The following is a 24,087-nucleotide window of genomic DNA, read 5'->3' as shown; positions in this document are numbered from 1 at the left end:
GCGCGAGCAAGCGTTTACTGCACGACCCCGCAGGCAACCCGGGCTCCACCGCCACCCAGCTTCTCGGGGTGGTCGCTGTGGTTGTCACCGCCGGCGTGCACCATCAATGCATGGCCTTTGAAATCGGTGGCCTTCAGCCGCGGCGCGAGGACCGGATAGGTGGCCTTGCCATCAGCCCCCACATACAGCGCCGGCAAGTCGCCGCGATGACCGCTGTCATCATAAGGGCCTTTGTGGGCGTTGCTGGAATCCGGGTCCCAGTGCCCGCCCGCAGCGCCCGCTGGTACAGGCTTGCCGCCCTCTTGCGCCGGTGCGCACGAGGCGTTCTGGTGGAGATGGAAGCCGTGCACGCCTGGCGGCAGGTCCTTAAGGGCGGGGGTGAGCAACGTGCCATATTTGTTCTGCTCGATGCTGATAGTGCCAATGGACTTGCCAGGGCCGTCGGGGCCGGCCAGCTTGAGTTCGACCGTTTCGGCCGCCTGGGCCAACCCGGCGCCGGCCAGTAAAGCGACAAATGCAGCTGTTTTCATAGTGCGTCTCCATGGCTTGGGTTGCTGGGCGTATTGCCCACGTTAACGGTGGGACTGCACGGCCCTGCCAGACATTCCATCGCGCCACAGCCTGAAACACTTTCCTCGCTGGGCTAGATGCTGCCCCCGGCCAGCAATTGAGTCATCACCTCGGCCAAGGCCTTGACCATGATGTCGGCGGTCGGCCGGTGCACAATGACGATTTCATAGCTATCGATCTCCGGCAGCCCCTGCCCCTCGCCCAGCACCCGGTGCTCGCCTGTCGCCGCGCGCGGCGGGAGCAAACTGATGCCCATGCCATCGGCCACGGCCGCCTGGATGCCACTGAGGCTGGAACTGGTGAAGCTGATACGCCAGCGCCGGCCCATGCCTTCGATGGCATTGATCATGTCTTCGCGGTACAGGCCGCGGGGCGGAAAGGTCACCAGCGGAATCGGGTCCAGCTCGAAAGCGGGCGCGCGGGCACTGTCGATCCACTGCAGGCGCTCTGGCCAGCATGCCACGCCCTCGCGGGTGTTGCGCCGCTGCTTGAGCAGCACCAGGTCGAGCTCACCGTTGTCGTAGGCCTGGCTGAGGTCGCGGCACAGGCCGCTGGTCACCTCCAGCTTTACCTGCGGGTGCAGGCGGCTGAACGCCGCCAGCGCATTGGTGGTCCGCCCGCCGACGAAGTCTTCCGGCACACCCAGGCGCACGGTGGTGCCGACCATGGCCCCGGCCAAGGCTTCGAGCATCTGGTCGTTCAGCGCCAGCATATGCCGGGCATAGCCCAGCAGGGTCTGCCCGGCGTCGGTTGGCAGCACGTCGCGGTTGCCGCGTACCAGTAACCGGTGGCCAACCATATCCTCCAGGCGGCGAACCTTCTGGCTGATGGTCGACTGGGTGGAATGCAGGCGCGCGGCTGCGGTGGTGAAACTGCCGCAATCGGCCACCACCACCGTGGCGCGCAACAGGTCAAGGTCGAACAGGGCCCTATTCGATTTCACGCTACTGGGCATCTTGGTATTCAACTAATGAATGGCAAGATTGATTTCTACCACGCTACCCCAGGCACTGCAACGCCCTGCTCAGTCGCCGAGGGCGACCCCTTCGCGCCGCGGATCGGCCCCTCCGGCCCAGCCGTCAGCCGTGCGCTGGATGATCTGCATGCCGCTGGTCATGGTCATTGGCGTGACTTCGTGGCCCCAGGCCGCCAACCGGCGGACCAGTGCCGGGCTGGCCAGCCCTGCTTCCACTTCCGTGCCGGCATTGCGGCTGCCGAAGTTGGGCAGGCCCGCAGCCTGCTGCGGATCCAGTTGCCAATCCAGCAGGCCGAGCAGTGCCTTGTTCACGTAACCGATGATCTGTGAGCCCCCCGGTGACCCCAAGCTGGCCACCAGCTCGCCGCCAGCGCGGGAAAACACCAGGGTCGGCGCCATGGCCGACAGCGGCCGCTTGCCGGGTTGTACCCGGTTGGCCACAGGCCGGCCACGCTCCTGCGCGATGAACGAAAAGTCGGTCAGGGTGTTGTTGAGCAGGAAGCCCCTGACCATCACGTGCGCGCCGAACGCGGCCTCGACCGAGGTGGTCATGGCCAGGGCATGACCGCTGTCATCCACTGCGCTCAGGTGCGAGGTAGAAATGCGCAGGGGCGAGCGGTCCGGCGCCAGGGCCAGGTCGACACCAGGCGGCTGGCCTGGGCGCGCACGCTTCATGCTGTGCGCCCCGATCAAGGCGGCGCGGCTGGCCAGGTAGGCCGGGTGGGTGAGCGCCTTGACCGGCACGCGCACGTAATCGCTGTCTGCCAGGTACTGGGCGCGGTCGGCATACGCCAGGCGCTCGGCCTCGGCGACCAGGTGCACGGCCATTGGCACTGCTTCAAGGCCGGCCGGGGATGAAGTGGGCTGCGGCCGCAACCCAGCCAGGTCATGCGCAGGGACGGCACGTTGAGCGGCTTCAAGGATGCCCAGGGTCTGCAACACCGTTACCCCGCCGGAAGACGGCGGCGGCACGCCGCAAATTTGCCAGGCCTTGTAGGGGCCGCATACCGGCTCGCGCTGCCTGGCCTGGTACAGCTGCAAGTCCTGCAGCGACAGGTAACCGGGATTGGCATGGCTGCGCACCTGGGCCACCATGGCCTGGGCAATCTCGCCGCTGTAGAACACATCGGCGCCGTGCGCAGCGATCAGCTCCAGGGTTTGGGCAAGCGCCGGGTTGCGCAGGGTAGCCCCCACTGGCAAGGGCCTGCCCTGTTCATTCAGAAAATAACGCGCCATGGCCGGTGACTGGGCAATGAACGGGTCACCCGCTATCAACGTGTGCAAGCGCGGGGAAACCGCAAAGCCGCTGCGGGCCAAGGCGATGGCCGGTGCAAACAGGTCGCGCCAGGGCAGCTTGCCATAGCGCTGGTGGGCCATCTGCAACGCCCGCAGCACACCCGGCACCCCCACCGAGCGGCCACCGATCTGCGCCTGGCGGAACGGCATCGGCTCACCATCGGCCTGCAGGAACAGGTGTTCCGTGACCCCCGCTGGTGCTGCCTCGCGGCCGTCGAACGCCTGCACGCGCTCGCCATCCCAATACAGGATGAAAGCCCCACCGCCAATGCCACTGGACTGCGGCTCGACCAGGGTCAGCACCATTTGCATGGCGATGGCAGCGTCGATGGCGCTGCCACCGGCCCGCAGTATCGCCCGCCCCGCTTCGCTGGCCAGGGGGTTGGCAGCGGCCACCATATGCCGGCTGGCATGCACCGGCTGCAGGCCAGTGCGGTACCCGGAAGCAAGCTCCGGTGCTACGGGCAGCGCCTGGTCGGCCTTCGCCGCCCCGCTGGCAGCCAGCAGCCACAGGGCCACGAGCAGTGGCTTGGAAAATGTCATCGCGTGCTTCCTGCTTCACCCATTCAGCCCGCCACTGTGGGTCATGGCTTAGCCCCAGTTCAAGCTTTTGCGCGATTTTCCTGGCTCCCGGCCTCGTCAGCGGGAGGCGGCAGCCTCAAACCACCTCTTCGAACGGCAGGCCCACATAGTTTTCGGCAATGTTCAGCAAGCCTGCCGGCGAGGTCAGGAAGTACTCGCGATCAGCCTCTTGCATCTTCTGGTCCCAGGCATCCTTATGGCTGCCGAAGTCGTGCAGCAGTTGGGTCATGAACCAGCTGAACCGCTCGCCCTTCCATACCCGGCGCAGGGCCAGGGGCGAATACTGCTGCAACAGCTCGGTACGCCCCTCGCGGTACACCTTGAGCAGAATCCGGTACAGGTAGTTGACGTCCGAGGCTGCCAGGTTCAACCCCTTGGCCCCGGTTGGCGGAACGATATGCGCGGCATCGCCGACCAGGAACAGGTGGCCATACTGCATGGGTTCCACCACCAGGCTGCGCAGCGGCGCGATGCTCTTTTCCAGGGCCGGGCCTGTGACCAGGTCCGCTGCCACCTCGGCAGGCAAACGCGCTTTCAGTTCGCCCCAGAAGCGCTCGTCGGGCCAGTCCTCGACACGGTCTTGCAGCGGCACTTGCAGGTAGTAACGGCTGCGGGTTTGCGAACGTTGGCTGCACAGCGCGAAACCGCGGGCATGGTGGGCATAGATCAGTTCATGGTTGACCGGCGGTGTGTCCGACAGCAGGCCCAGCCAGCCGAAGGGATATACCCGTTCGTACTGTTTGAGCACGCCCTCGGGAATGCTCTGCCGAGAAACCCCATGGAAGCCGTCACACCCAGCAATGTAATCGCAATCCAGGCGATGGAGCTGACCATCTTTTTCAAAGGTCAGGTAGGGCTTGTCGCCCTTGAGCTCATGCGGCTGAACATTGCTGGCCGAATAGAGGGTGGCTGCCCCGCTGGCTTCACGGGCCTGCATCAGGTCACGGGTCACTTCAGTCTGGCCATAGACCATCACCGTCTTGCCGCCGGTGAGGGCCTTGAGATCCAGGCGCTGGCAGCGCCCGCCCACCAGCAGCTCGACACCTTCGTGCACCAGGCCTTCGCGGTCCATGCGTTCGGCCACACCGGCCTCGCGCAGCAGGTCGACCGTGCCCTGCTCCAGCACCCCGGCGCGTATGCGGCCCAGCACGTACTCGGCGGTCTGGCGCTCGACGATCACCGTGTCGATACCGGCGTTATGCAGCAGTTGACCCAGCAGCAGGCCCGACGGGCCCGCGCCAATGATTGCAACCTGAGTTTTCATTGTTGTTGTCTCTGTTGGAACGATACCGGCCCAGCACTGGCGGTGGCGCGGCATCTGCTGTTAGGGTTTGCCTTTGCATTTTTACGGGCAAAAACCGCAGCTGAGCTGTGCTATTCAATGCAAAACCTGCACTTTTACAAAAAACGTTCGATTAACGGACAGGCCAAAGCTGATGAAATCCACCCTTCCCGGCGTTCCACTGTTCAAGTTGTATGGGGAAAACCAGGCCTGGCCTGGCACCGACCTGCTGCACTGTGAATCAATCCCGGCACGCAGCCGCCTGCACCACTGGGAGATCAAGCCCCACCAACATGCCGAGCTGTTTCAACTGCTGTACGTGCAACGCGGGCAGGCCCAGGTGGAAATCGAGGGCACACGCTTTGCCATAAGCGAAGCCGCGATCCAGGTGGTGCCCCCCCTGACCGTGCATGGCTTTCGCTTCAGTGCCGACATCCAGGGCCACGTGCTCACGTTTGGAGACGCGCTGGTGGCCAACCTTGAGCAGCGCCTGGGCGCACCGCTGGCGGTGTTGTCCAAGCCGGTAAGCTACCCGCTGGGCCGGGACCGCGCGCACCTGCGCAGCCTGATCGAGACCTTGCAGCAGGAATACCAGGGCAACGCCCCCTCGCGCGCGGCCATGCTGGAGGCGTTGGTGACCGCCCTGATGGTGTGGATCAGCCGCCGTCAGCAGCTTGGGCAGGCCCCGCGCACGCGCGATGAACGCGACCGCCAGTTGCTGGGGCAATATTTGCGCCTGGTCGAAGCGCACTACCGCGAGCACTTGTCGATAGAGGCATTCGCCGCACGGCTGAATGTGCAGAGCCTGCAGTTGAACCAGCTGTGCCGGGCGCTGAGCGGGCAGACGGCGTTGCAGGTGGTGCACCAGCGCCTGTTGCTCGAGGCGCGGCGCAGCCTGGTTTACACACGCATGAGCATCGGCCAGTTGTCCGATAGCCTGGGGTTCAGCGACCCCACCTACTTTGCCCGCTGGTTCAAGCGCCTGAGCGGGCAAACGCCCAATGCGTATCGGCGGGCAGTGCAGCCTGAATGATCGGCCTGCCTGGCCCCAGGTCCGCAGGCCATGCCCACGCTCGCGCTTGCTTGACGTTTACGTCAAGCTGGCCTCAGGATACCCGGATACTTCCGCCCGAGCCCCAGCATGAGCACGCAGACCTACAGCATCTCCGACCTGTCCCGCGAACTGGACATCACCACCCGCGCCATCCGCTTCTACGAGGAACAGGGCCTGTTGAGCCCAGAGCGCCGGGGCCTGGAACGTATCTATTCGGCGCGCGACAAGGTCAGCCTGAAGCTCATCCTGCGTGGCAAGCGTATCGGCTTTTCCCTGGCCGAGTGCCGCGAGCTGATTGAGCTGTACGACCCCACCAGCGGCAACCTCAAACAGCTCAACAGCATGCTGGCGAAAATCGCCGAACGCCGCGCCCAGCTGGAACAGCAACTGCTCGACATTCACCAGATGCAACTGGAGCTGGACACGGCCCAAGAACGCTGCGAGCAAGCACTGGCCGCCACCCTCAACAACACCGACAACCGCTGAACGCCACAGGAAAACCACCATGTCCCTGCCCAACCACGTGCGCCTGGTCGAAGTCGGCCCCCGCGACGGCCTGCAGAACGAAGCCCAACCCATCAGCGTCAGCGCCAAGGTGCGCCTGGTAGACGACCTCACCGAAGCGGGCCTGGCCTACATTGAAGTGGGCAGTTTCGTGTCGCCCAAGTGGGTCCCGCAAATGGCCGGCTCGGCCGAAGTGTTTGCCGGCATCCAGCAGCGCCCAGGCGTTACCTATGCAGCGCTGGCACCGAACCTGCGCGGTTTTGAAGACGCACTGGCCGCAGGGGTAAAGGAAGTGGCAGTGTTCGCCGCGGCCACCGAAGCGTTCTCGCAGCGCAACATCAACTGCTCGGTCAGCGACAGCCTCAAGCGCTTCGAACCGATCATGGTAGCTGCCCGCAGCCACGGTGTGCGGGTACGTGGCTATGTCTCGTGCGTGCTGGGCTGCCCCTACGAGGGCAAGGTCAGCGCCGAGCAGGTGGCACCGATTGCCCGCGAGCTGCGCGACATGGGCTGCTACGAGGTATCGCTGGGCGACACCATCGGCACTGGCACCGCCGGCGACACCCGGCGCCTGTTCGAGGTGGTGTCGGCGCAGGTGCCACGCGAGCAATTGGCCGGTCACTTCCATGACACGTATGGCCAGGCCCTGGCCAATGTCTACGCCAGCCTGCTCGAAGGCATCAATGTGTTCGACAGCTCGGTCGCCGGCCTGGGCGGTTGCCCGTATGCCAAGGGCGCCACCGGCAATATCGCCAGCGAGGATGTGCTTTACCTGTTACAGGGGCTGGGCATCGAGACCGGCATCGACCTGGACCGGCTGATTGCCGCTGGGCAGCGCATCAGCGAGGTACTGGGCCGCAGCAACGGGTCACGGGTGGCGCGGGCGCGCACGGCGCAGTGAGTCATGAAGGTGTCACAGAGGTGTGGGTGAGTGTTACCGCTCCCCATTCCGCAGCGAAAAATCGGGTAACAGGGAAACAAATCGACAAAAATTCGGGCCATGCATTTTTGTCAGATTTCCATAACTGCTTGATTTTAAACGATATTCAAAAGTTGGCACGCTGCCTGCTATATCTTTCGTACAACAACAAAAAAAATGCGACACCCAATAAAAACAACAGATAACGGCTCTGACATAACAAGAACAACACGGCAGAGGCGCAGCAAGCAGATTTTTTTGGAGTAGACACGCTTTTCAGGGGCCCGCCCCGCGGTCTGGCACAGAACAACAAAACTACCTCAAGGTAGCGGCAGCCAGGTTCGGATCAGCAATGATGAAAGCAGGTCAGCGCTCAAAAAAATACGTTTGCTCTTGACCCCGCATGGGGGTCGCCCGCAACACCAGGACACGCCGACAAAAACAACAACAGGCCAGTCCCAATAATAAAAAAAGAGCAGGCAACAACGCTTTGAGGGGAGCTACGGCTCCCCTCAGTGCTTCCTGCCCTCCTCCTCCTTCTGTTTATCCTCGTTTTCCCCCTCGAATTTGCCCACCAGCACCGGCATCGTGGCCAGCACCATCAGGGCCAGCACCGTGCTGATCAGCGCCGTGGCTTCGCGGCCCATGCCAGCGGCCGTGCCAATGGCAGCGGTCATCCACAAACCTGCGGCCGTGGTCAGCCCCTTCACATGGCTGGTGTCCTTGCCGTTGCCTTTGAGGATGGTGCCCGCACCCAGAAAACCGATACCGGCGACGATACCCTGTATCACCCGGCTCAGGGCTTGTGCATCGGCCCCGGCCATGCTCGGTGCCAGCACGAACAGCGCGGCCCCCAGCGACACCAGCATGTGCGTGCGTACGCCCGCCGACTTACCCCTGTGTTCACGCTCGAACCCCAGTACTGCACCGAGTACCGCAGCCATCAATAACCGCAAAAGGATGCGCGTAACCTCGCTCGCGTCGGCGACATCGGCGAATTCGGCCTGGATTACCTGCCAGATCAGCTCCATTGCCTGGTTCCCATGCTGAGCATTGTCTTACTCCGCCCGGCGGCTCGCGAGCTTGCATGCGAGCAGCCGGGCCTGCTGTGTATAGACACTGACCTCCAGCCGCCGTGCAAAGTGCCACTGAGCCCGATGCAACGACCCACCCCCCATCGCGGTCCACCCTGTAACCCACCCAGGAGGCCTGACCCATGTCCGTTGAAATCGATGAAGCCACCCGCCGCTGCACCTTGAGTGGCCAAGACCTGCGTATCGAGTGTGCTGGCCCGGATATCGAAATCATTACCGACGAACAGTTGCGCATGTCGGTGGCGCTGCACGGCGGTCAACGCGTGCCCATCACCGAAGCCGAGGCCGACGCCTTGACCGTAGCAGGTGCGGTGGATAGCCGCAGGCACCTGAAGGCCAGCACTCCAGGCTCGGTAATCTAGGGGCCGGCGACTCCTGCGCAGTATCTGATATGGTTTTTGGCGCTAAATCTGAACCTGTGCTGCAAACAGTTTCGGCGCCATAGTGCTCAGGCCTGATCGAGGCCTGATGAGCACCCACCCATGAATGACAGAATCCTTTGCACAGAGATCGACAGCGCCCCGGCCAGCGTCAAACCGCGCCGCACGGACAGCGGCATTCACACCCGCAGCTTCACCGGGCTGTACCGTAACCTGCGCATGGGTTTCGCTGGCGCGCTTTTCTTGCTGTTCTTCGGCACCGCCTGGCTCGACTGGAACGGCCGCCAGGCCGTGCTGTGGGACCTGGCCAACAGCAAGTTCCACATCTTCGGCGCGACCTTCTGGCCCCAGGATTTCATTCTGCTATCGGCGTTGCTGATCATCTGTGCCTTCGGCCTGTTCGCGGTGACCGTGTACGCCGGCCGAGTGTGGTGCGGCTACAGCTGCCCACAAAGTACCTGGACGTGGCTGTTCATGTGGTGCGAGAAAGTCATCGAGGGCGACCGCAATAAGCGCATCAGGCTGGCCGCCGCCCCCTGGAGCCTGAACAAACTGGCCCGGCGCACGGCCAAGCACTGCCTGTGGCTGGCCATTGGCGTGGCCACTGGGCTGACCTTCGTCGGCTATTTCACCCCGATCCGCCCGCTGGCTGCAGAACTGCTGACCTTGCAATTGGGCGGCGTGGCGCTGTTCTGGGTACTGTTCTTCACCGCGGCCACCTACATCAATGCCGGCCTGCTGCGCGAGGCCGTGTGCCTGCACATGTGCCCGTATGCGCGGTTCCAGAGCGTGATGTTCGACAAGGATACCCTGGCGGTTGCTTATGACCCACGGCGTGGCGAGACACGTGGGCCACGTAGAAAAGGCAGCGATGCCCGCACCCAAGGCTTGGGCGACTGTATCGACTGTACCCTGTGTGTGCAGGTCTGCCCCACCGGTATCGACATCCGCGACGGTTTGCAGATGGCCTGCATCGGTTGCGCGGCGTGCATCGACGCCTGTGACGGGGTCATGGACAAAATGGGCTATGCCCGGGGGCTGATCGGCTACAAGTCCGAACACAGCCTGCAAGGCGGCTCCACCCACTGGCTGCGGCCACGCCTGCTGGGCTATGCCACTGCGCTGGTGGTCATGCTGGCAGCGCTGGTGCTGGCCGTGCATCTGCGCCCGATGGTGTCGCTGGATGTGATCAAGGACCGCGGCCTGTTCCGCGAAAACGCCCAGGGCCAGATCGAGAACGTCTACCTGCTCAAGGTCATCAACAAAACCGAGCGCACCCAACACTACGTGCTACGCCTGCAGGATGCCGACGGCTTCACCTTGCAGGGCGACACGGCACTGGTCATCCCCGCAGGCGAAATGAGCGAACTGCCGGTGTCGGTGGCAATGCTCGCCGAGCGGCCGACCAGCAGTTCGCAGACACTCAGTTTCGTCATCAGCGAACGCGATGACCCCGCCGTCCGCAGCGTGGCCCACAGCCGCTTCGTCGCACCGATGAACCGCTGATCCCTTACACTGCAACCACCTTGCCTGCCAGGCTTCGACAGAAGGCCAGAATGAAACGTTACGAACGCTTCGCCGACGATATTGCCGAACTGATCCGCTCCGGGGTGCTCGGCCCCGGCCAGCGGGTGCCCTCGGTGCGCTACGCCAGCCAGACCCACGGGGTCAGCCCGTCCACGGTGTTCCAGGCCTATTACCTGCTGGAACGGCGCGGGCTGATTCGCGCCAGGCCCCGCTCAGGCTATTTCGTCAACGCCCATGCGCCGCGCCAGTTCTGCGAGCCGCAGCCGCTGCAGCCGGTCAGCGAGTCCACCGCTGTCGACGTCAGTGCCCTGGTGTTCTCCATCCTCGACTCGATCAAGGACCCCAACACCGTGGCGTTCGGCTCCGCCTTCCCCAGCCCCGAGCTGTTCCCGCTGCAACGCCTGGCGCGCTCGCTGGCCAGCGCCAGCCGCAGCATGGACCCGCGCATGGTGGTGACCGACCTGTCACCCGGCAACCCGCAACTGCGCCGGCAGATCGCGCTGCGCTACATGGTCGGCGGGCTGATGCTGCCCATGGAGGAACTGCTGATCACCAACGGCGCACTGGAGGCGCTGAACCTGTGCCTGCAGGCGGTCACCCAGCCGGGCGACCTGGTTGCCATCGAGGCGCCGGCGTTCTATGCCTGCCTGCAGGTGCTGGAGCGGCTCAAGCTCAAGGCAGTGGAAATCCCGGTGCACCCGCGCCAGGGCATGGACTTGGAGGTGCTTGCGCAAACCCTGGACAAGCACCCGGTCAAAGCCGTGTGGTGCATGACCAACTTCCAGAACCCGGTCGGCGCCAGCATGCCAGAGGCGAACAAGCAGGCACTGGTACAACTGCTGGCACGGCACCAGGTGCCCCTGATCGAGGACGACGTTTACGCCGAGCTGTACTACGCGCAGCAGGCGCCCAAGCCGGCCAAGGCATTCGACACCCAGGGGCTGGTGATGCACTGCGGCTCGTTCGCCAAGAGCCTGGCCCCTGGCTACCGCATAGGCTGGGTTGCGGCCGGGCGTTACGCGCAGAAAATCGAGCGGCTGAAGTTGATGACCTCCCTGTGTGCCTCGATGCCTGCCCAGGCCGCCATCGCCGACTACCTGCAGCACGGCGGCTACGACCGCCACCTGCGCAAGCTGCGCTACGCACTGGAAGGGCAACAGGCCAACATGCTCGCCGCTATCGCTCGGTATTTCCCGGCCCAGACGCGGGTCAGCCAGCCCTCCGGGGGTTACTTCCTGTGGCTGGAGCTGCCCGAGCAAATGGACGCCCTCAAACTGTTCCACATGGCCCTGGCTCAAGGCATCAGCATCGCACCCGGGCCGATCTTTTCGCCCACCCGACGTTTCGGCAACTGCATTCGCCTGAACTATGGCAGCCCCTGGAACGCCGCCGCCGAACAAGCCATGGAAACCCTGGGGCGGATCATTCGGTCATTTTGAAGGCAAATGGCAATCAGGGTAACTATAGTAGTGCGATCCATTACCGAGGGAGCTCAGCATGGTTCAGGACGATGCCGCTTCTCGCACACAGGCACTTCACGACAAGGTGCTCGAACTGGAGGCCCAGGTTGCTGAACTGCACCTGAAAGCGGCCTGCCAGGATGTCCTGCTCCAGCACATGGACGAAGGGTTTTGTGTACTGCAGCTGCTGGAAGACGATAACGGGCAGGTCCATGACTACCGCTACATCCTCAGCAATGAGGCCTGCCTTCGTCACACTGCCCATGCCAAACAGCTGGGCCAGACCGCCCGTGAACTGATCCCGAACGAAGTCGATACCTGGCTGCCCCGCTTCGCCGAAGTGGCGCGCACCGGCCGTGTGTTGCAATTCGAAGAACGGCTGGCCGCGACCGATCGCTGGTTGAGCCTGTCGGTGCACCGGCTGGAGCCTGCCAGCGATAAACGTGTGGCCGTGATCTTTACCGGCATGCCAGCCGCGCAAGTCAGCGTGCACCGGCTGCAGGCAATCAATCAGCAACTGGCTGAGCGTGTCGACCAGGCAGACGCAAACAACAAACTGCTGGGGGAATTGGTCGACCACAGCCTGGCCAATGTATTTGCTGCCGACTGCAACCTCAGGCTGCTGGCCATCAATCGCACAGCGCAGGAAACGTTCCTGCGCCTGCGCGGGTTTGTCCCCCAGGTCGGCGACCACATTCCGCAGTTGCTGGCGCGCCAGCCCGATATCATGAGCCAGCTGGCACCGGTCTGGCCGCGCATTGTGGCGGGCGAGGCCTTCGTCGACAACATTGCCGTGGGGCCGCCTGAAGCACTACGGCACTACGAAATCCGCTACAACCCGTTGCGTGATAACCGCTTGATGATTCAGGGTGGCTACCTGTTCGCCTACGACATCACCGAGCGCATCAACGAACAGCAGCGCCTGCGCAAGATTGAAGGTGCCCTGGTCCAGTCGCAGAAGATGGAAGCGGTCGGTCAGTTGACCGGCGGTATTGCCCACGACTTCAACAATTTCCTGGGCAGCATCCTGGCTGCCCTGGAAAGCGCCATTCAACGCCAGGATGAACAGCGCTACCCCGAAGCTGCGCGGTGGCTTGGCGCGGCCCGCCAGGACGCCCAGCGGGCCGCGGCGGTGGTACAGCGGCTATTGGCATTTGCCCGCCAACAGGTGCTGACGCCCCAAGCGGTGGATGTGCATCAGCTGCTGGCTGGCATGCGCGAACTGATCATCAACTCGCTGCATGCGGGCATTCATTTCAACGACCAGACCCAGCCCGGTGGGTGGCCGGTACGCGTCGACCTCTCGCAACTGGAGAGCTCCCTGCTCAACCTGTGCATCAATGCCCGCGATGCCATGCCCTCAGGTGGCACGCTGTGCATTGGCAGTGCCAACCAGACATTGACCCACGAGCAGGCCCTCAGCCTGGACCTGCCTTGTGGCGACTATGTCCGGATCAGCGTCAGCGACTCGGGCATCGGCATGCCGGCCAACGTGATGCAGCGGGCATCGGAACCGTTTTTCACCACCAAGCCGCTTGGCCAGGGTTCTGGGCTGGGGCTGTCAATCGTCTACGGCTTCATCCGGCAATCCAGGGGCCAGCTGCAAATCGACAGTGTGCCGGGTAAAGGAACCTGCATCGATATCTACCTGCCCAAGGACGACGCCCAGGTGGCAGCGCCGGGCGCGTTGCAACACCCCCCGCCGCCCATGCCTGCCAGAACGGCCAACCTGATCATGCTGGTGGAGAACCAGGAAACCATGCGCCTGGTCATCAGTGAAATTCTGCAAGAACAAGGCTACGACGTGCATGCATTCGTCGATGGCCAACACGCCGTGGCCGCGCTGCAGGGCGGCCTGCAGCCGGACTTGTTGATCACCGATATCGGCCTGTCTAGGGGGCTGGTTGGTCAACCCCTGGGCAACCGCCTGCCCGAAACCACGCCGGTGGTGTTCATCACCGGCTATACCAGCAAGCAACTCGAGCTGCCCACTGCACACCGTTTCGCGGTCCTGCACAAGCCCTTCGAGCTGGCACAGCTCAGCGACCTGGTCACGCGGATGCTGGCCGGCACGCCGCCCAGGTCGATGAACCTGCCCGTGGCATAAGAGGGAGGCGCAAGCGACAGCCGCCACCCCGTGCCAACCTGCAGAACGGCATCAATGCCCCGCCGACGCCGGCCCCGCCTTGGCGGTGAACGGTGGCTTGGCGAACCACACCAACAGGATCAACCCGGCGAACACCCAGGTCATCAGGGTGAAGTAGTCCACCGTGGACATCATGTAGGCCTGCCCGTTGAGTATCTGCTCAAGCTGCGCATAACTCTGCGGGTTGGCCCCGCCCAGCTGTTCGAGGGTATGCCGCGTGGTCGGGTCGAACTGGCTGATGTTCTCGCTCAGGTAAGCATGATGCTGGTCCGCCCGGCGAATCCAGATCCAGGTGGTCAACGACGCCGCAAAGCTGCCGCCCAAGGTCCGCAGGAAGGTGGCAAGCCCCGAGCCGTCGGCGATCTGCTGCGGCGGCAGGTCGGACAGCAGGATGCTCAAGGTCGGCATGAAGAACAACGCGACCCCGATACCCATGAACAACTGCACCAGTGCCACATGCTGGAAATCCACCTCGCTGGTGAACCCGGCGCGCATGTAGCAGCTGCCGCCGATTGCCAGGAACGCCAGCCCCGCCAGCACGCGCAGGTCGAAACGGTGCGCGTACTTGCCCACGAACGGTGACATGATCACCGGCAGCAAGCCGATCGGCGCCACCGCCAGGCCCGCCCAGGTGGCGGTGTAGCCCATTTGCGTCTGCAACCACTGCGGCAGGATCAGGTTGATACCGAAGAACCCGGCATACCCCCCGACCAGCACCAGGGTGCCCACGCGAAAATTGCGGTGCACGAACAGCCGCAGGTTGACCACCGGGTGGCGGTCGGTCAGCTCCCAGATCACGAACACCGCCAGGAACACCACCGATATCAGGCTGCCGACGATGATGAACGACGACTCGAACCAGTCCAGGTCGTTGCCCTTGTCCAGCACCACCTGCAACGCACCCACGCCGATGATCAGTGTCAGCAGCCCGATGTAGTCCATCGGCTGGCGGCTGGTCACCACCGGCCGGGTGCGCATTTGCTGGCGCACCACTGCAGCAGCGAACAGGCCGATCGGCACGTTGATGAAGAAGATCCATGGCCAGCTGTAGCTGTCGGTGATCCAGCCGCCCAGAATCGGCCCGGCAATCGGCGCCACCACTGTGACCATCGCCAGCAGCGCCAGGGCCATCCCCCGTTTCGCCGGGGGGTAGACGGCAATCAGCAGGGTCTGGGTCATGGGATACAGCGGCCCGGCCACCACGCCCTGCAGCACGCGGAAGCCGACCAGCTCCGGCATGGACTGGGCGATACCACAGAGGAACGAGGCCAGCACGAACAGCAACGTGGCCCAGATGAACAGCTTCACCTCACCAAAACGCCGGCTCAGCCAGCCGGTGAGCGGCAAGGCAATGGCATTGCTCACCGCAAACGACGTGATGACCCAGGTGCCCTGCTCGTAGCTGACGCCCAGGTTGCCGGAGATGGTCGGCAAGGCCACGTTGGCAATGGTGGTGTCGAGCACCTGCATGAACGTGGCCAGCGACAGGCCGATGGTGGTCAGCAGCAGGCTCGGCGGGGTGAACTGCGCTGCGGCGTTATCGCTCATCGCTGCGCCGTCTTGCCAGGGGCGCTGTTTTCGTGGATCAGCTTGGCAATCAGGGTATCGGCTTCGCCCAGCTGGCGGTCATAAACCTCGGTGGTATAGCTGGCCTTCTGCGGCGGTTGCTGGGCAAGGGTCGGGCCGCTCTGGTCGTGCAGGTTGACCTCGACCACGGTGGACAGGCCGATACGCAGCGGGTGGTCCTTGAGTTGCTCGGGGTTCAGGTGAATACGCACGGGCACCCGCTGCACGATCTTGATCCAGTTGCCCGTGGCGTTCTGCGCCGGTAGCAGGGCGAAGGCGCTGCCGGTGCCTGCACCGAGGCTGTCGACCGTACCGCTGTACGTCACCGCGCTGCCGTACAGGTCGGCACTGATCTCTACCGGCTGGCCAATACGCATGTCGCGCAACTGGGTTTCCTTGAAGTTGGCGTCGATCCATACCTGGTCCAGCGGGATCACCGCCATGGTCGCGGTGCCCGGCTGCAGGCGCTGGCCCAGCTGCACGGTCCGCTTGGCAACATACCCGGTGACCGGCGCCACCAAGGTAGTGCGCGCGTGGTCGAGGTAAGCCTGGCGCAGGTCGGCTGCAGCCGCCATGACCTCAGGGTGCGAAGACACCACGGTGTCGTCGACCAGGGCGCTGCTGGTGCTCAGTTGCTGGCGGGCGCTGTTGACCGCGGCTTGGGCCACGCTCAGGTCATCGCGGGCGTGGGACAGCTCTTCGGCAGCGATGGCACCGCTGTCGGCCAGCACCTTGCGCCGGTTGAAGTCCTGCTGCGCCTTGCGCAGTTCGGCCTGGCGGGTCGCCAGCTGGGCCTTGAGCGAGTCGACATTGCTGTACAGCCCGCGCACCTGGCGCACGGTGCGCGCCAAATTGGCTTCGGCCGACTGCAGGGCCACCTGGCTGTCGGCCGGGTCGAACTGCAGCAGCACCTGGCCGGCATGCACCAGGTCGCCGTCATCGGCGCCAATGCTGGTCACAGTGCCGGTGATCAAGGGGGTGATCTCCACCACGTTGCCATTGACGTAGGCATCGTCGGTGCTTTCATACCAGCGGCCGACCAGGCTGTACCAGGCCCAGGTGCCGATGCCGGCAAGCACCAGCAGCAACAGCAGGCCAAGCAGCCAGGCCTTGCGCTTGCGCGACGGCTTGGGCGCTGCGGAGGGTGTCGGGGTGTCTGTGGAAGTGGCCATGACAATACCTTGATAATTCGTGACAGGGTTCAACGGTCGCCGAAGCGGCGAACCGTCAAGGGGTCGCCGGCATTGAGCAGGACCTTGGCCAACAGGCCTTCCAGGGTCTGCAACTCTTCTGGGGCCAGCACGCCGCACAGTTCGTTCATGGCGGCAGCGCCGATTTCCGGCAGGCGGTCGGCCAGGCGCTGGCCGTCGGCCGTCAGCGCCAGGCGCACCTGGCGCCGGTCACCGGCGCAGCGGTTACGCACGATCAGCTCCTTCTGCTCGAGGCGGTCGAGCATGCGGGTCATCGAACCGCTGTCCAGCCCAAGGTAGCGACACAGTTCGGCCGGCGTGTCCACCTGGTACTGGGTGACGATGATCAACACCTTGAACTGAGCGGCGGTGACGCCCTCGGGCTCCAGGTGCCAATCGAGGATGCGGTCCTTGAGGATCGCCGCGCGCCCCAGCAGCATGCCAATGGCGCAGCTCTGGAAATTTTCGGGGGAAAAATGGGCCATCGATAACCGCTCGGGGAGTTGTGTGAAAATATTACTGCCTAGGCAGTGAATGTCAAAGCTTTGATTAGCTCGCTATGTAAAATTTCATCATTCAGCCCGCTTGGTACCCACGGTCGTGGCCCACGCAAAGCCCGGCGCATTGCCGAGGCGCCACCCGCGGTGCTATTGCCGAGCCCGCAGCCCCAACGCTTCGACCGCCCCGCAGGCTATGGCCATGCCCACCAGCTCTGCCAGGCTGGCCGCCTGAAGCCGCTTCATCACCCGGCCGCGGTAAAGGTCGACAGTTTTCACACTGATGCCCAGGCGCTCGGCGATTTCACGGTTGCTCAGCCCCTGGGCCAACGGCACGAACACGTCACGCTCTCGCGGTGTGAGGCTGTCGATCCGCGCCTGCACCTGCGCCAGCGCCTGATCGCCCTGGCGTAACCGCCCCGCGCGCTCCAGTGCGGCCTGCACACTGTCGAGCAGCAACTGATCGTTGTAGGGCTTTTCGATGAAGTCACAGGCGCCTGCCTTGAACGCCCGTACCACGATGGGCACGTCGGCATGCCCACTGACGAACACCACCGGCAGTGCCAGCCCACGCGCGTGCATGGCTTGCTGCACGGCAAGGCCACCGAGCCCCGGCATGCGCACATCCAGAAGCACGCAGGCAGGCCCGTCGTCGACGCACGCCTCCAGAAACGCCTGCCCGGTGGCAAATGGCAGCGCCTGCAGGCCTACCGACTGCAGCAACCAGACGGTCGACTCACGCATCCCTTGGTCGTCATCGACCACATAGACTTTTGCTTGCACTGCAGCTTCCCCTTAGCGCCTGCTGACCACCAGCCGGCAGCACAATACCAGACCACCGTTGGCTCCCGCCCGCGCCCACAGGCTGCCGCCGAAGCCTTCGATCAGGCTGCGGCTCATGCTCAACCCCAGGCCCAGGCCATCCGCCTTGCTGGTGGTGAACGGGGTAAAAATCGCGTCCAGGCGCTCAGGCGCGACCCCTGCGCCCTGGTCGGCGACTTCGACCAGCACGCCGTCGCCATCCCGGGTTGCGCCAAGCAGGATATGCGATGGCCGCTCGCCGTGGTGTTCACGGTTGGCATCTATGGCGTTGCGCAGCAAGTTGAGCAGCACCTGCTCCAACAGCACCCGGTCGGCATAGACCAAAGGCAGCTGCGCGCTGACGCGTAGCTCGATCTGCACCTGGTCACGGGCAGCCTCCCAGGCGCACAGGCGCATGGCTTCGCCTGCCACTTCAGCCACGTCCAACGCCTGCAGACGCCGCGGCCCCTTGCGCAGGAACGCGCGCAGGCGGCGGATCACTTCGGCGGCATGGGTAGCCTGCTCGCTGATACGCTGCAGGCCCTGCCCCACCCGCTCCAGGGCCTGCGGGTCACGCCCCAGGCTGTGCAGGTAACGCTGACTGGCGTTGGCATAGTTGACCACAGCAGCCAGCGGCTGGTTGAGCTCATGGGCAATGCCCGAAGCCAGTTCACCCAGGGTGGCCAGGCGCGCGCTGTGCGCCAGGTTCTCCTGGGCTTCGATTCGCAAGGTGATGTCGCGAGACACGCTGACCACCTCCACAACCGCGCCCGTGTAGGTATCGCGGATCGCCCGGCTGGCGATCTCGAACCAACGGTAGCCACCGCTGGCCTGGCGCACCCGGCAGGTCATGGTGTGGTAGCCGTCCTGGTCCAGTGCAGCGGCGGCCTGGCGCAGCACCTGGCGGCGCTCCCGCGGGTGCAGCAGGCCATGCACCAGCCTGCCACGCAGTTGCTCAGGCCAAAGGCCCAACAGACGGTAGGCGGCCGGTGAGGCATCGAGAAAACGGCCGTCGGGGCTGTGCCGCGAAATCAGGTCAGTGGTGTTTTCGATGATCAACCGGTACAGGCGCCTGGCGCGGCTGGCTTCGCGTGCGCCCTGGCGCTCTTCGCTGGCGTCACGGCAACGGCCCAGCACCTGCTGGCCCTGATCGTCCGGCATGAAGGTCCAGAGCACGGTGCGCGCGCCGACCTGTACCTCCACGTCGCTGATTGCGCGGTGCTGGCGCAGGCAGGCGCGGACCAGCGCCGAACAGTTGGCCGGCAACCAATCAACCAACCTCGGCCCCTCGGCAACCCAGGCCTGCAAGGCCGGGTTTAGCGCCACCACGCTGGCATCGCCGGCCAGCAGCAGGCTCGGTTGTGGGTCCATGGCCAGCAAGCAGGCGGCAAGGTGATCCACGTTGAACGGCTCCTATCTAGTATTTTTACTATATTGCTATAGTCGATATTCCTATTACCATAGCCATTCGCGTAAAACTGCGACAGAGGGAGCGCCCCACCGTGCGCCTCCCTGTGCACCCTGAACAGAGCTAACAATCAGCCATCGGGGGCCAGGCAGCAGCCGCTGCGCCTGCCTCCCTAACAGGACTACCGCATGTCGATCTATGCCCAGGGCCTGCAGCCCGCTGCCGTCAACCATGTCGCCCTCACCCCGCTGAGTTTCATCGAGCGCACCGCCGCCGTATACGGTAACTACCCCGCGGTCATTCACGGTGCCATCCGCCGTAGCTGGCAGGAAACCTACCAACGCTGCCGACGCCTGGCCAGTGCCCTGGTCGGCCGCGGCATTGGCCGTGGCGACACGGTAGCGGTCATGCTGCCGAATATCCCGGCCATGCTCGAAGCGCATTTCGGCGTGCCGATGACCGGTGCCGTACTCAATACCCTGAATGTGCGCCTGGATGCCGAGGCCATTGCCTTCATGCTGCAGCATGGCGAAGCCAAGGTGCTGATCACCGACCGCGAATTCCACACGGTCATCGCGGCCGCCCTGGCCCTGCTCGAACACCCGCCGCTGGTGGTGGATGTGGATGACCCGGAATACGGCGAGGGCCGCGCAGTCAGCACGTTGGACTATGAAGCCCTGCTTGCCGAGGGCGACCCGGCGTTTGCCTGGGACTGGCCGGATGACGAGTGGCAGGCCATTTCGCTGAACTACACCTCCGGCACTACCGGCAACCCCAAGGGCGTGGTCTACCACCACCGTGGCGCGTACCTTAACGCCATTGGCAACCAGATGACCTGGGCCATGGGCCATCGCCCGGTGTACCTGTGGACCTTGCCGATGTTCCACTGCAACGGCTGGTGCTACCCCTGGACCATCACCGCCCTGGCCGGCACCCACGTGTTCCTGCGCCGGGTCGACCCGCAAAAGGTCCTGAACCTGATACGCGAACACCGGGTCAGCCACCTGTGCGGTGCGCCGATCGTGCTCAATGCCCTGGTCAACATGCCCGAGGCAGCCAAGGCTGCCATCGAGCACCCGGTGCAGGCGATGGTCGCCGGCGCAGCGCCCCCGGCCAAGGTCATTGGCGCCGTCGAGCAAATGGGCATCAAGGTGACCCACACCTATGGCCTGACCGAGGTCTACGGCCCGGTGACGGTGTGCGCCTGGCACGAGGAATGGGATGCGCTGACGCTGGAAGAGCGTGCGCGGATCAAGGCCCGCCAGGGGGTGCGCTACCCCACCCTCGACGGGCTGATGGTCGCGGACCCGCAAAGCCTCGAACCCGTGCCGCGCGATGGCAACACCCTGGGCGAGATCTTCATGCGCGGCAATACCGTGATGAAGGGCTACCTGAAAAACCCGGAAGCTACCGCTGAAGCCTTCCGTGGGGGCTGGTTCCATACCGGCGACCTGGCCGTGTGGCATGCCGATGGCTATGTGGAAATCAAGGACCGGCTCAAGGACATCATCATTTCCGGCGGCGAGAACATCTCCACCATCGAAGTCGAGGACGCACTGTACAAGCACCCGGCAGTGCTGGAGGCCGCCGTGGTGGCCCGCCCGGACGAAAAGTGGGGCGAAACCCCGTGCGCCTTCGTCGCCCTCAAGCCCGGCCGCGAAGACACGCGCGAAGCCGACATCAGCAGTTGGTGCCGCGAGCACCTGGCCGGGTTCAAGGTGCCGAAGACAGTGGTGTTCGGTGAACTGCCCAAGACCTCCACCGGCAAGATCCAGAAGTACTTGCTGCGCGACCGCGCCAGATCCCTCTGACCCCATGGGGCCTGTTCGCGGCTTGACCCACCTGCACCCGCTGTTGCGCAAGCGGGATCAGCCGCGAAGGGCCAACCCTGATAAGCATTTCTCAAGAGCCGCCGATGACCACCTACTCTGCCCCCCTGCGCGACATGCGCTTCGTTCTGCACGATGTATTCAACGCCCCGGCCGTGTGGGCGCGCCTGCCAGCCCTGGCCGAGCACATAGACGCCGACACCGCCGACGCCATTCTGGAAGAGGCGGCCAAGGTCAGCAGCCAGCTGATCGCGCCGCTCAGCCGCCAGGGTGACGAGCAAGGGGTGCGCTTCGACGCCGGCAGCGTCACCACGCCCGATGGCTTCCGCGAAGCGTGGAACACCTACCGCGAGGGTGGCTGGGTCGGCCTGGGCGGCAACCCGGCCTATGGCGGCATGGGCATGCCGAAGATGCTGGGGGTGCTGTTCGAAGAAATGCTCTACGCGGCCGACTGCAGCTTCAGTTTGTATTCCGCGCTAAGCGCTGGCAGTTGCCTGGCGATCGATGCGCACGCCAGCGAGGCGCTCAAGGCCACTTACCTGCCGCCCCTCTACCAAGGGCGCTGGGCCGGCACCATGTGCCTGACCGAGCCGCATGCCGGCACCGACCTGGGGTTGATCCGCAGCCGCGCCGAAGCCCAGGCCGACGGCAGCTACCGCATCACCGGCAGCAAGATCTTCATCACCGGCGGCGAGCAGGACCTGACCGAGAACATCATCCACCTGGTGCTGGCCAAGCTGCCCGATGCCCCCGCCGGTGCCAAGGGCATCTCGCTGTTTCTGGTGCCCAAGTACCTGGTTGACGCCGATGGCCGGCTGGGCGAGCGCAATGCTGCCCACTGCGGCTCGATCGAACACAAAATGGGTATCAAGGCGTCGGCTACCTGCGTGATGAATTTTGACGCAGCCACGGGTTATCTGGTGGGCGACCCGAACAAGGGCCTGGCGGCCATGTTCACCATGATGAACTATGAACGCCTGTCGATCGGCATCCAGGGCATCGGCTGTGCCGAGGCGTCGTACCAGGCTGCTGCCCGCTACGCCAACGAACGTCTGCAGAGCCGCGCCGCCGTGGGCCCGCAGCTGCGGGACAAGGTCGCCGACCCGATCATCCACCACGGCGATGTGCGGCGCATGCTGCTGACCATGCGCACCCTCACCGAAGGGGGCCGGGCGTTCGCCGCCTATGTGGGCCAGCAGCTCGACCTGGCGCGCTATGCCGAAGCTGCCAGTGAACGCGAGCAGGCCCAGCGCATGGTGGCGCTGTTGACCCCGGTGGCCAAGGCGTTCTTCACCGACAACGGCCTGGAAAGCTGCGTGCTCGGCCAGCAGGTGTACGGTGGCCACGGCTACATTCGCGAATGGGGCCAGGAGCAACGGGTACGTGATGTGCGCATCGCGCAGATCTATGAAGGCACCAATGGCATCCAGGCCCTCGACTTGCTGGGGCGCAAGGTGCTGGCGGATGGCGGCCAGGCACTGGCCAGCTTCGCCGCCGAGGTACGGGCATTCAGCCTGGACGCCCCGTTACACCGGGCAGCCTTGCAGGCGAGCCTCACGCGGCTGGAGGCCACCAGCGCGTGGCTGCAGGAACGCGCCGCTGAAGACGCGAACCTGGTCAGTGCGGTGGCGGTGGAGTACCTGCAGCTGTTCGGGCTCACCGCGTATGCCTATATGTGGGCACGCATGGCGGCGGCGGCGTTGGCCAAGCAGCCTGAGGACAGCGGGTTTTACGGCGCCAAGCTGGCCTGTGCGGACTTTTTCTTCCAGCGCGTGTTACCACGCGAGTTGGCACTGCAAGCAAGCATTCGCGCAGGCAGTGCCAGCCTGTACGGGCTGGCACCAGCGCAGTTCTGACGGCGCCGGCGCGAAAGGTTCTCAAACGCTCAAAACCGTTGCAATTGCAGCGTAAAACCGGGAGTCATTCGCCATTACCCAGGTGCTCCGGGCCCATGCGCAAGGGTAGAATGCGCAAAACCCGGAGCCGCAATGAACCACGACCGCCTCAAGCCCAACCCTGACGACGCTATCACCGACGCCGCCGCGCATTGGTGCATGCGCTTGCATGCAGACGATTGCACGGCGGCCGAGCGCGAGGCATTCCTGCGTTGGCAGGCGGCCGACCCCAGGCATGCCGATGAATACCGGGCCATGCTGGAAATCTGGCAAACCGCCGACCTGCTGCCGCGCACCGCCACGATCATGGACGTCAACCCAGCGGCCATCGCCGTCAGGCGCCGGCGTAACTGGCGGCCGCTGGCTTCTGCCGCCGCCATCGCCCTGGCCGTGCTGCCATTGGCAGGCTGGCTCGGCTGGGAACAGGGTTGGTTGCCTAATCACTACCAGCACTTCGAGGCGACTGACCGCATGCAAAGCGTGGTCCTGAGCGACGGCAGCCAGGTGCAACTCAACCTGCACAGCGAGCTGACCTTCCTCAATTACAAAGACCAGCGCCAGGTCACCCTCAAGCGTGGCGAGGCGTTCTTCAAGGTCTGGCACGACAGCAGCCACCCGTTCGTCGTACGCGCCGGCCGCGGCCAGACGCGCGTGACCGGCACCCAGTTCAACGTGTGGAAATATCGCGATCAGGTCAAGGTCACCTTGCTGGAAGGTTCGGTGCTGGTCTCCAGCGACGGCAGCGCCGGCGGCTACCGCCTTGGCCCTGGCATGCAGGCCAGCTACCACAAGGGCGACTTCGAACCGCAACTGGAACAGAGCGGCGACGTTGACAATAGCCTGGCCTGGCGCAGCGGCAGGCTGGTGCTCGACAACCTCAGCCTGGAACAGGCACTACCGGTGATCAACCGCTACCTCGACGCGCCGTTGCGGCTGGCCGATGCCAGCACCGGGCGCATCCGCATCAGCGGTGTCTACAATACCCGCGAGGTGGCAGGCCTGGTCAACAACCTGCCCAAGGTGCTGCCGGTGTACCTGACCCGCAGCAAGGACGGCAGCACCGTGCTCAACCGCATTTCGCCGCCGCCTGGCAAAGGCTGACGCCTGCCCC

At 64.4% G+C, this 24,087-nt stretch carries 20 protein-coding genes; 10 read left to right on the top strand and 10 right to left on the bottom strand.

What is annotated here, in order from left to right:
- Positions 1-14: 14 nt before the first annotated feature.
- The 4 genes from sodC to pobA all read right to left on the bottom strand — a co-directional run bounded on the left by sodC (position 15) and on the right by pobA (position 4,688).
- Positions 15-530 (bottom strand): superoxide dismutase family protein, encoded by a 516-nt coding sequence (sodC, locus tag GEV39_RS10825; protein ID WP_173888890.1) that lies wholly within the window; start codon positions 528-530, stop codon positions 15-17.
- 113 nt (positions 531-643) lie between these two features.
- Positions 644-1,525, bottom strand: coding sequence for a LysR substrate-binding domain-containing protein (locus tag GEV39_RS10820; RefSeq protein WP_173888888.1), 882 nt, complete (start codon positions 1,523-1,525; stop codon positions 644-646).
- A gap of 69 nt (positions 1,526-1,594) precedes the next feature.
- The gene (gene ggt / locus GEV39_RS10815; protein WP_173888886.1) at positions 1,595-3,385 is read right to left on the bottom strand and encodes a gamma-glutamyltransferase; all 1,791 of its coding nucleotides are present in this window, start codon (positions 3,383-3,385) and stop codon (positions 1,595-1,597) included.
- A 115-nt stretch (positions 3,386-3,500) separates the two neighbouring features.
- The gene (gene pobA, locus GEV39_RS10810) at positions 3,501-4,688 is read right to left on the bottom strand and encodes a 4-hydroxybenzoate 3-monooxygenase (protein WP_173888884.1); all 1,188 of its coding nucleotides are present in this window, start codon (positions 4,686-4,688) and stop codon (positions 3,501-3,503) included.
- 172 nt (positions 4,689-4,860) lie between these two features.
- On the opposite strand from pobA, the gene GEV39_RS10805 reads away from it, so the two are divergent.
- The 3 genes from GEV39_RS10805 (at position 4,861) to GEV39_RS10795 (ending at position 7,165) form a co-directional block, all read left to right on the top strand.
- Entirely contained in the window at positions 4,861-5,739 is an 879-nt protein-coding gene (locus GEV39_RS10805; protein ID WP_173888882.1) for a helix-turn-helix domain-containing protein, read from the top strand.
- 108 nt (positions 5,740-5,847) lie between these two features.
- Positions 5,848-6,246, top strand: coding sequence for a MerR family transcriptional regulator (locus GEV39_RS10800; RefSeq protein WP_009686680.1), 399 nt, complete (start codon positions 5,848-5,850; stop codon positions 6,244-6,246).
- A gap of 19 nt (positions 6,247-6,265) precedes the next feature.
- Positions 6,266-7,165: a hydroxymethylglutaryl-CoA lyase gene (locus GEV39_RS10795; protein WP_173888880.1), complete on the top strand. Its 900-nt coding sequence runs from the start codon at positions 6,266-6,268 to the stop codon at positions 7,163-7,165.
- Between the two features lie 530 nt (positions 7,166-7,695).
- Here GEV39_RS10795 and GEV39_RS10790 read toward each other — a convergent pair.
- Positions 7,696-8,214 (bottom strand): MgtC/SapB family protein, encoded by a 519-nt coding sequence (locus GEV39_RS10790; protein ID WP_173888878.1) that lies wholly within the window; start codon positions 8,212-8,214, stop codon positions 7,696-7,698.
- Between the two features lie 185 nt (positions 8,215-8,399).
- On the opposite strand from GEV39_RS10790, the gene GEV39_RS10785 reads away from it, so the two are divergent.
- From GEV39_RS10785 to GEV39_RS10770, 4 genes are all read left to right on the top strand, one after another.
- The gene (locus tag GEV39_RS10785; protein ID WP_173888876.1) at positions 8,400-8,639 is read left to right on the top strand and encodes a DUF3203 family protein; all 240 of its coding nucleotides are present in this window, start codon (positions 8,400-8,402) and stop codon (positions 8,637-8,639) included.
- A 120-nt stretch (positions 8,640-8,759) separates the two neighbouring features.
- Positions 8,760-10,163: a cytochrome c oxidase accessory protein CcoG gene (gene ccoG, locus GEV39_RS10780; RefSeq protein ID WP_173888874.1), complete on the top strand. Its 1,404-nt coding sequence runs from the start codon at positions 8,760-8,762 to the stop codon at positions 10,161-10,163.
- Between the two features lie 50 nt (positions 10,164-10,213).
- Positions 10,214-11,623: a GntR family transcriptional regulator MpaR gene (mapR, locus tag GEV39_RS10775; RefSeq protein WP_173888872.1), complete on the top strand. Its 1,410-nt coding sequence runs from the start codon at positions 10,214-10,216 to the stop codon at positions 11,621-11,623.
- 487 nt (positions 11,624-12,110) lie between these two features.
- Complete coding sequence (locus GEV39_RS10770; protein ID WP_457254933.1) at positions 12,111-13,751, top strand: PAS domain-containing hybrid sensor histidine kinase/response regulator family protein; 1,641 nt, start codon at positions 12,111-12,113, stop codon at positions 13,749-13,751.
- A 51-nt stretch (positions 13,752-13,802) separates the two neighbouring features.
- On the opposite strand, the gene GEV39_RS10765 is transcribed toward GEV39_RS10770, so the two are convergent.
- From GEV39_RS10765 to GEV39_RS10745, 5 genes are all read right to left on the bottom strand, one after another.
- Positions 13,803-15,338 (bottom strand): DHA2 family efflux MFS transporter permease subunit, encoded by a 1,536-nt coding sequence (locus GEV39_RS10765; RefSeq protein ID WP_173888868.1) that lies wholly within the window; start codon positions 15,336-15,338, stop codon positions 13,803-13,805.
- Positions 15,335-16,528, bottom strand: coding sequence for an HlyD family secretion protein (locus GEV39_RS10760; RefSeq protein ID WP_173888866.1), 1,194 nt, complete (start codon positions 16,526-16,528; stop codon positions 15,335-15,337). The genes GEV39_RS10765 and GEV39_RS10760 overlap by 4 nt, the downstream gene beginning before the upstream one ends.
- A 29-nt stretch (positions 16,529-16,557) precedes the next feature.
- Positions 16,558-17,031: a MarR family winged helix-turn-helix transcriptional regulator gene (locus GEV39_RS10755; protein ID WP_173888864.1), complete on the bottom strand. Its 474-nt coding sequence runs from the start codon at positions 17,029-17,031 to the stop codon at positions 16,558-16,560.
- Between the two features lie 162 nt (positions 17,032-17,193).
- Positions 17,194-17,826: a response regulator transcription factor gene (locus tag GEV39_RS10750; protein ID WP_173888863.1), complete on the bottom strand. Its 633-nt coding sequence runs from the start codon at positions 17,824-17,826 to the stop codon at positions 17,194-17,196.
- A gap of 12 nt (positions 17,827-17,838) precedes the next feature.
- Positions 17,839-19,215 (bottom strand): sensor histidine kinase, encoded by a 1,377-nt coding sequence (locus GEV39_RS10745; protein WP_173891685.1) that lies wholly within the window; start codon positions 19,213-19,215, stop codon positions 17,839-17,841.
- 225 nt (positions 19,216-19,440) lie between these two features.
- On the opposite strand from GEV39_RS10745, the gene GEV39_RS10740 reads away from it, so the two are divergent.
- The 3 genes from GEV39_RS10740 (at position 19,441) to GEV39_RS10730 (ending at position 24,077) form a co-directional block, all read left to right on the top strand.
- A complete protein-coding gene (locus GEV39_RS10740) occupies positions 19,441-21,063 on the top strand; it encodes an acyl-CoA synthetase (protein ID WP_173888861.1) in 1,623 nt (540 codons plus the stop codon).
- Between the two features lie 104 nt (positions 21,064-21,167).
- Complete coding sequence (locus GEV39_RS10735) at positions 21,168-22,937, top strand: acyl-CoA dehydrogenase C-terminal domain-containing protein (protein WP_173888860.1); 1,770 nt, start codon at positions 21,168-21,170, stop codon at positions 22,935-22,937.
- 132 nt (positions 22,938-23,069) lie between these two features.
- On the top strand, positions 23,070-24,077 hold the full coding sequence (locus GEV39_RS10730) for a FecR family protein (RefSeq protein ID WP_173888858.1): 1,008 nt from the start codon (positions 23,070-23,072) through the stop codon (positions 24,075-24,077).
- Positions 24,078-24,087: the final 10 nt, after the last annotated feature.

It is taken from the genome of Pseudomonas sp. NY5710, from assembly GCF_013305665.1.
Lineage (GTDB): Bacteria > Pseudomonadota > Gammaproteobacteria > Pseudomonadales > Pseudomonadaceae > Aquipseudomonas > Aquipseudomonas juntendi.
This window is presented reverse-complemented; position numbering and strand designations above follow the sequence as displayed.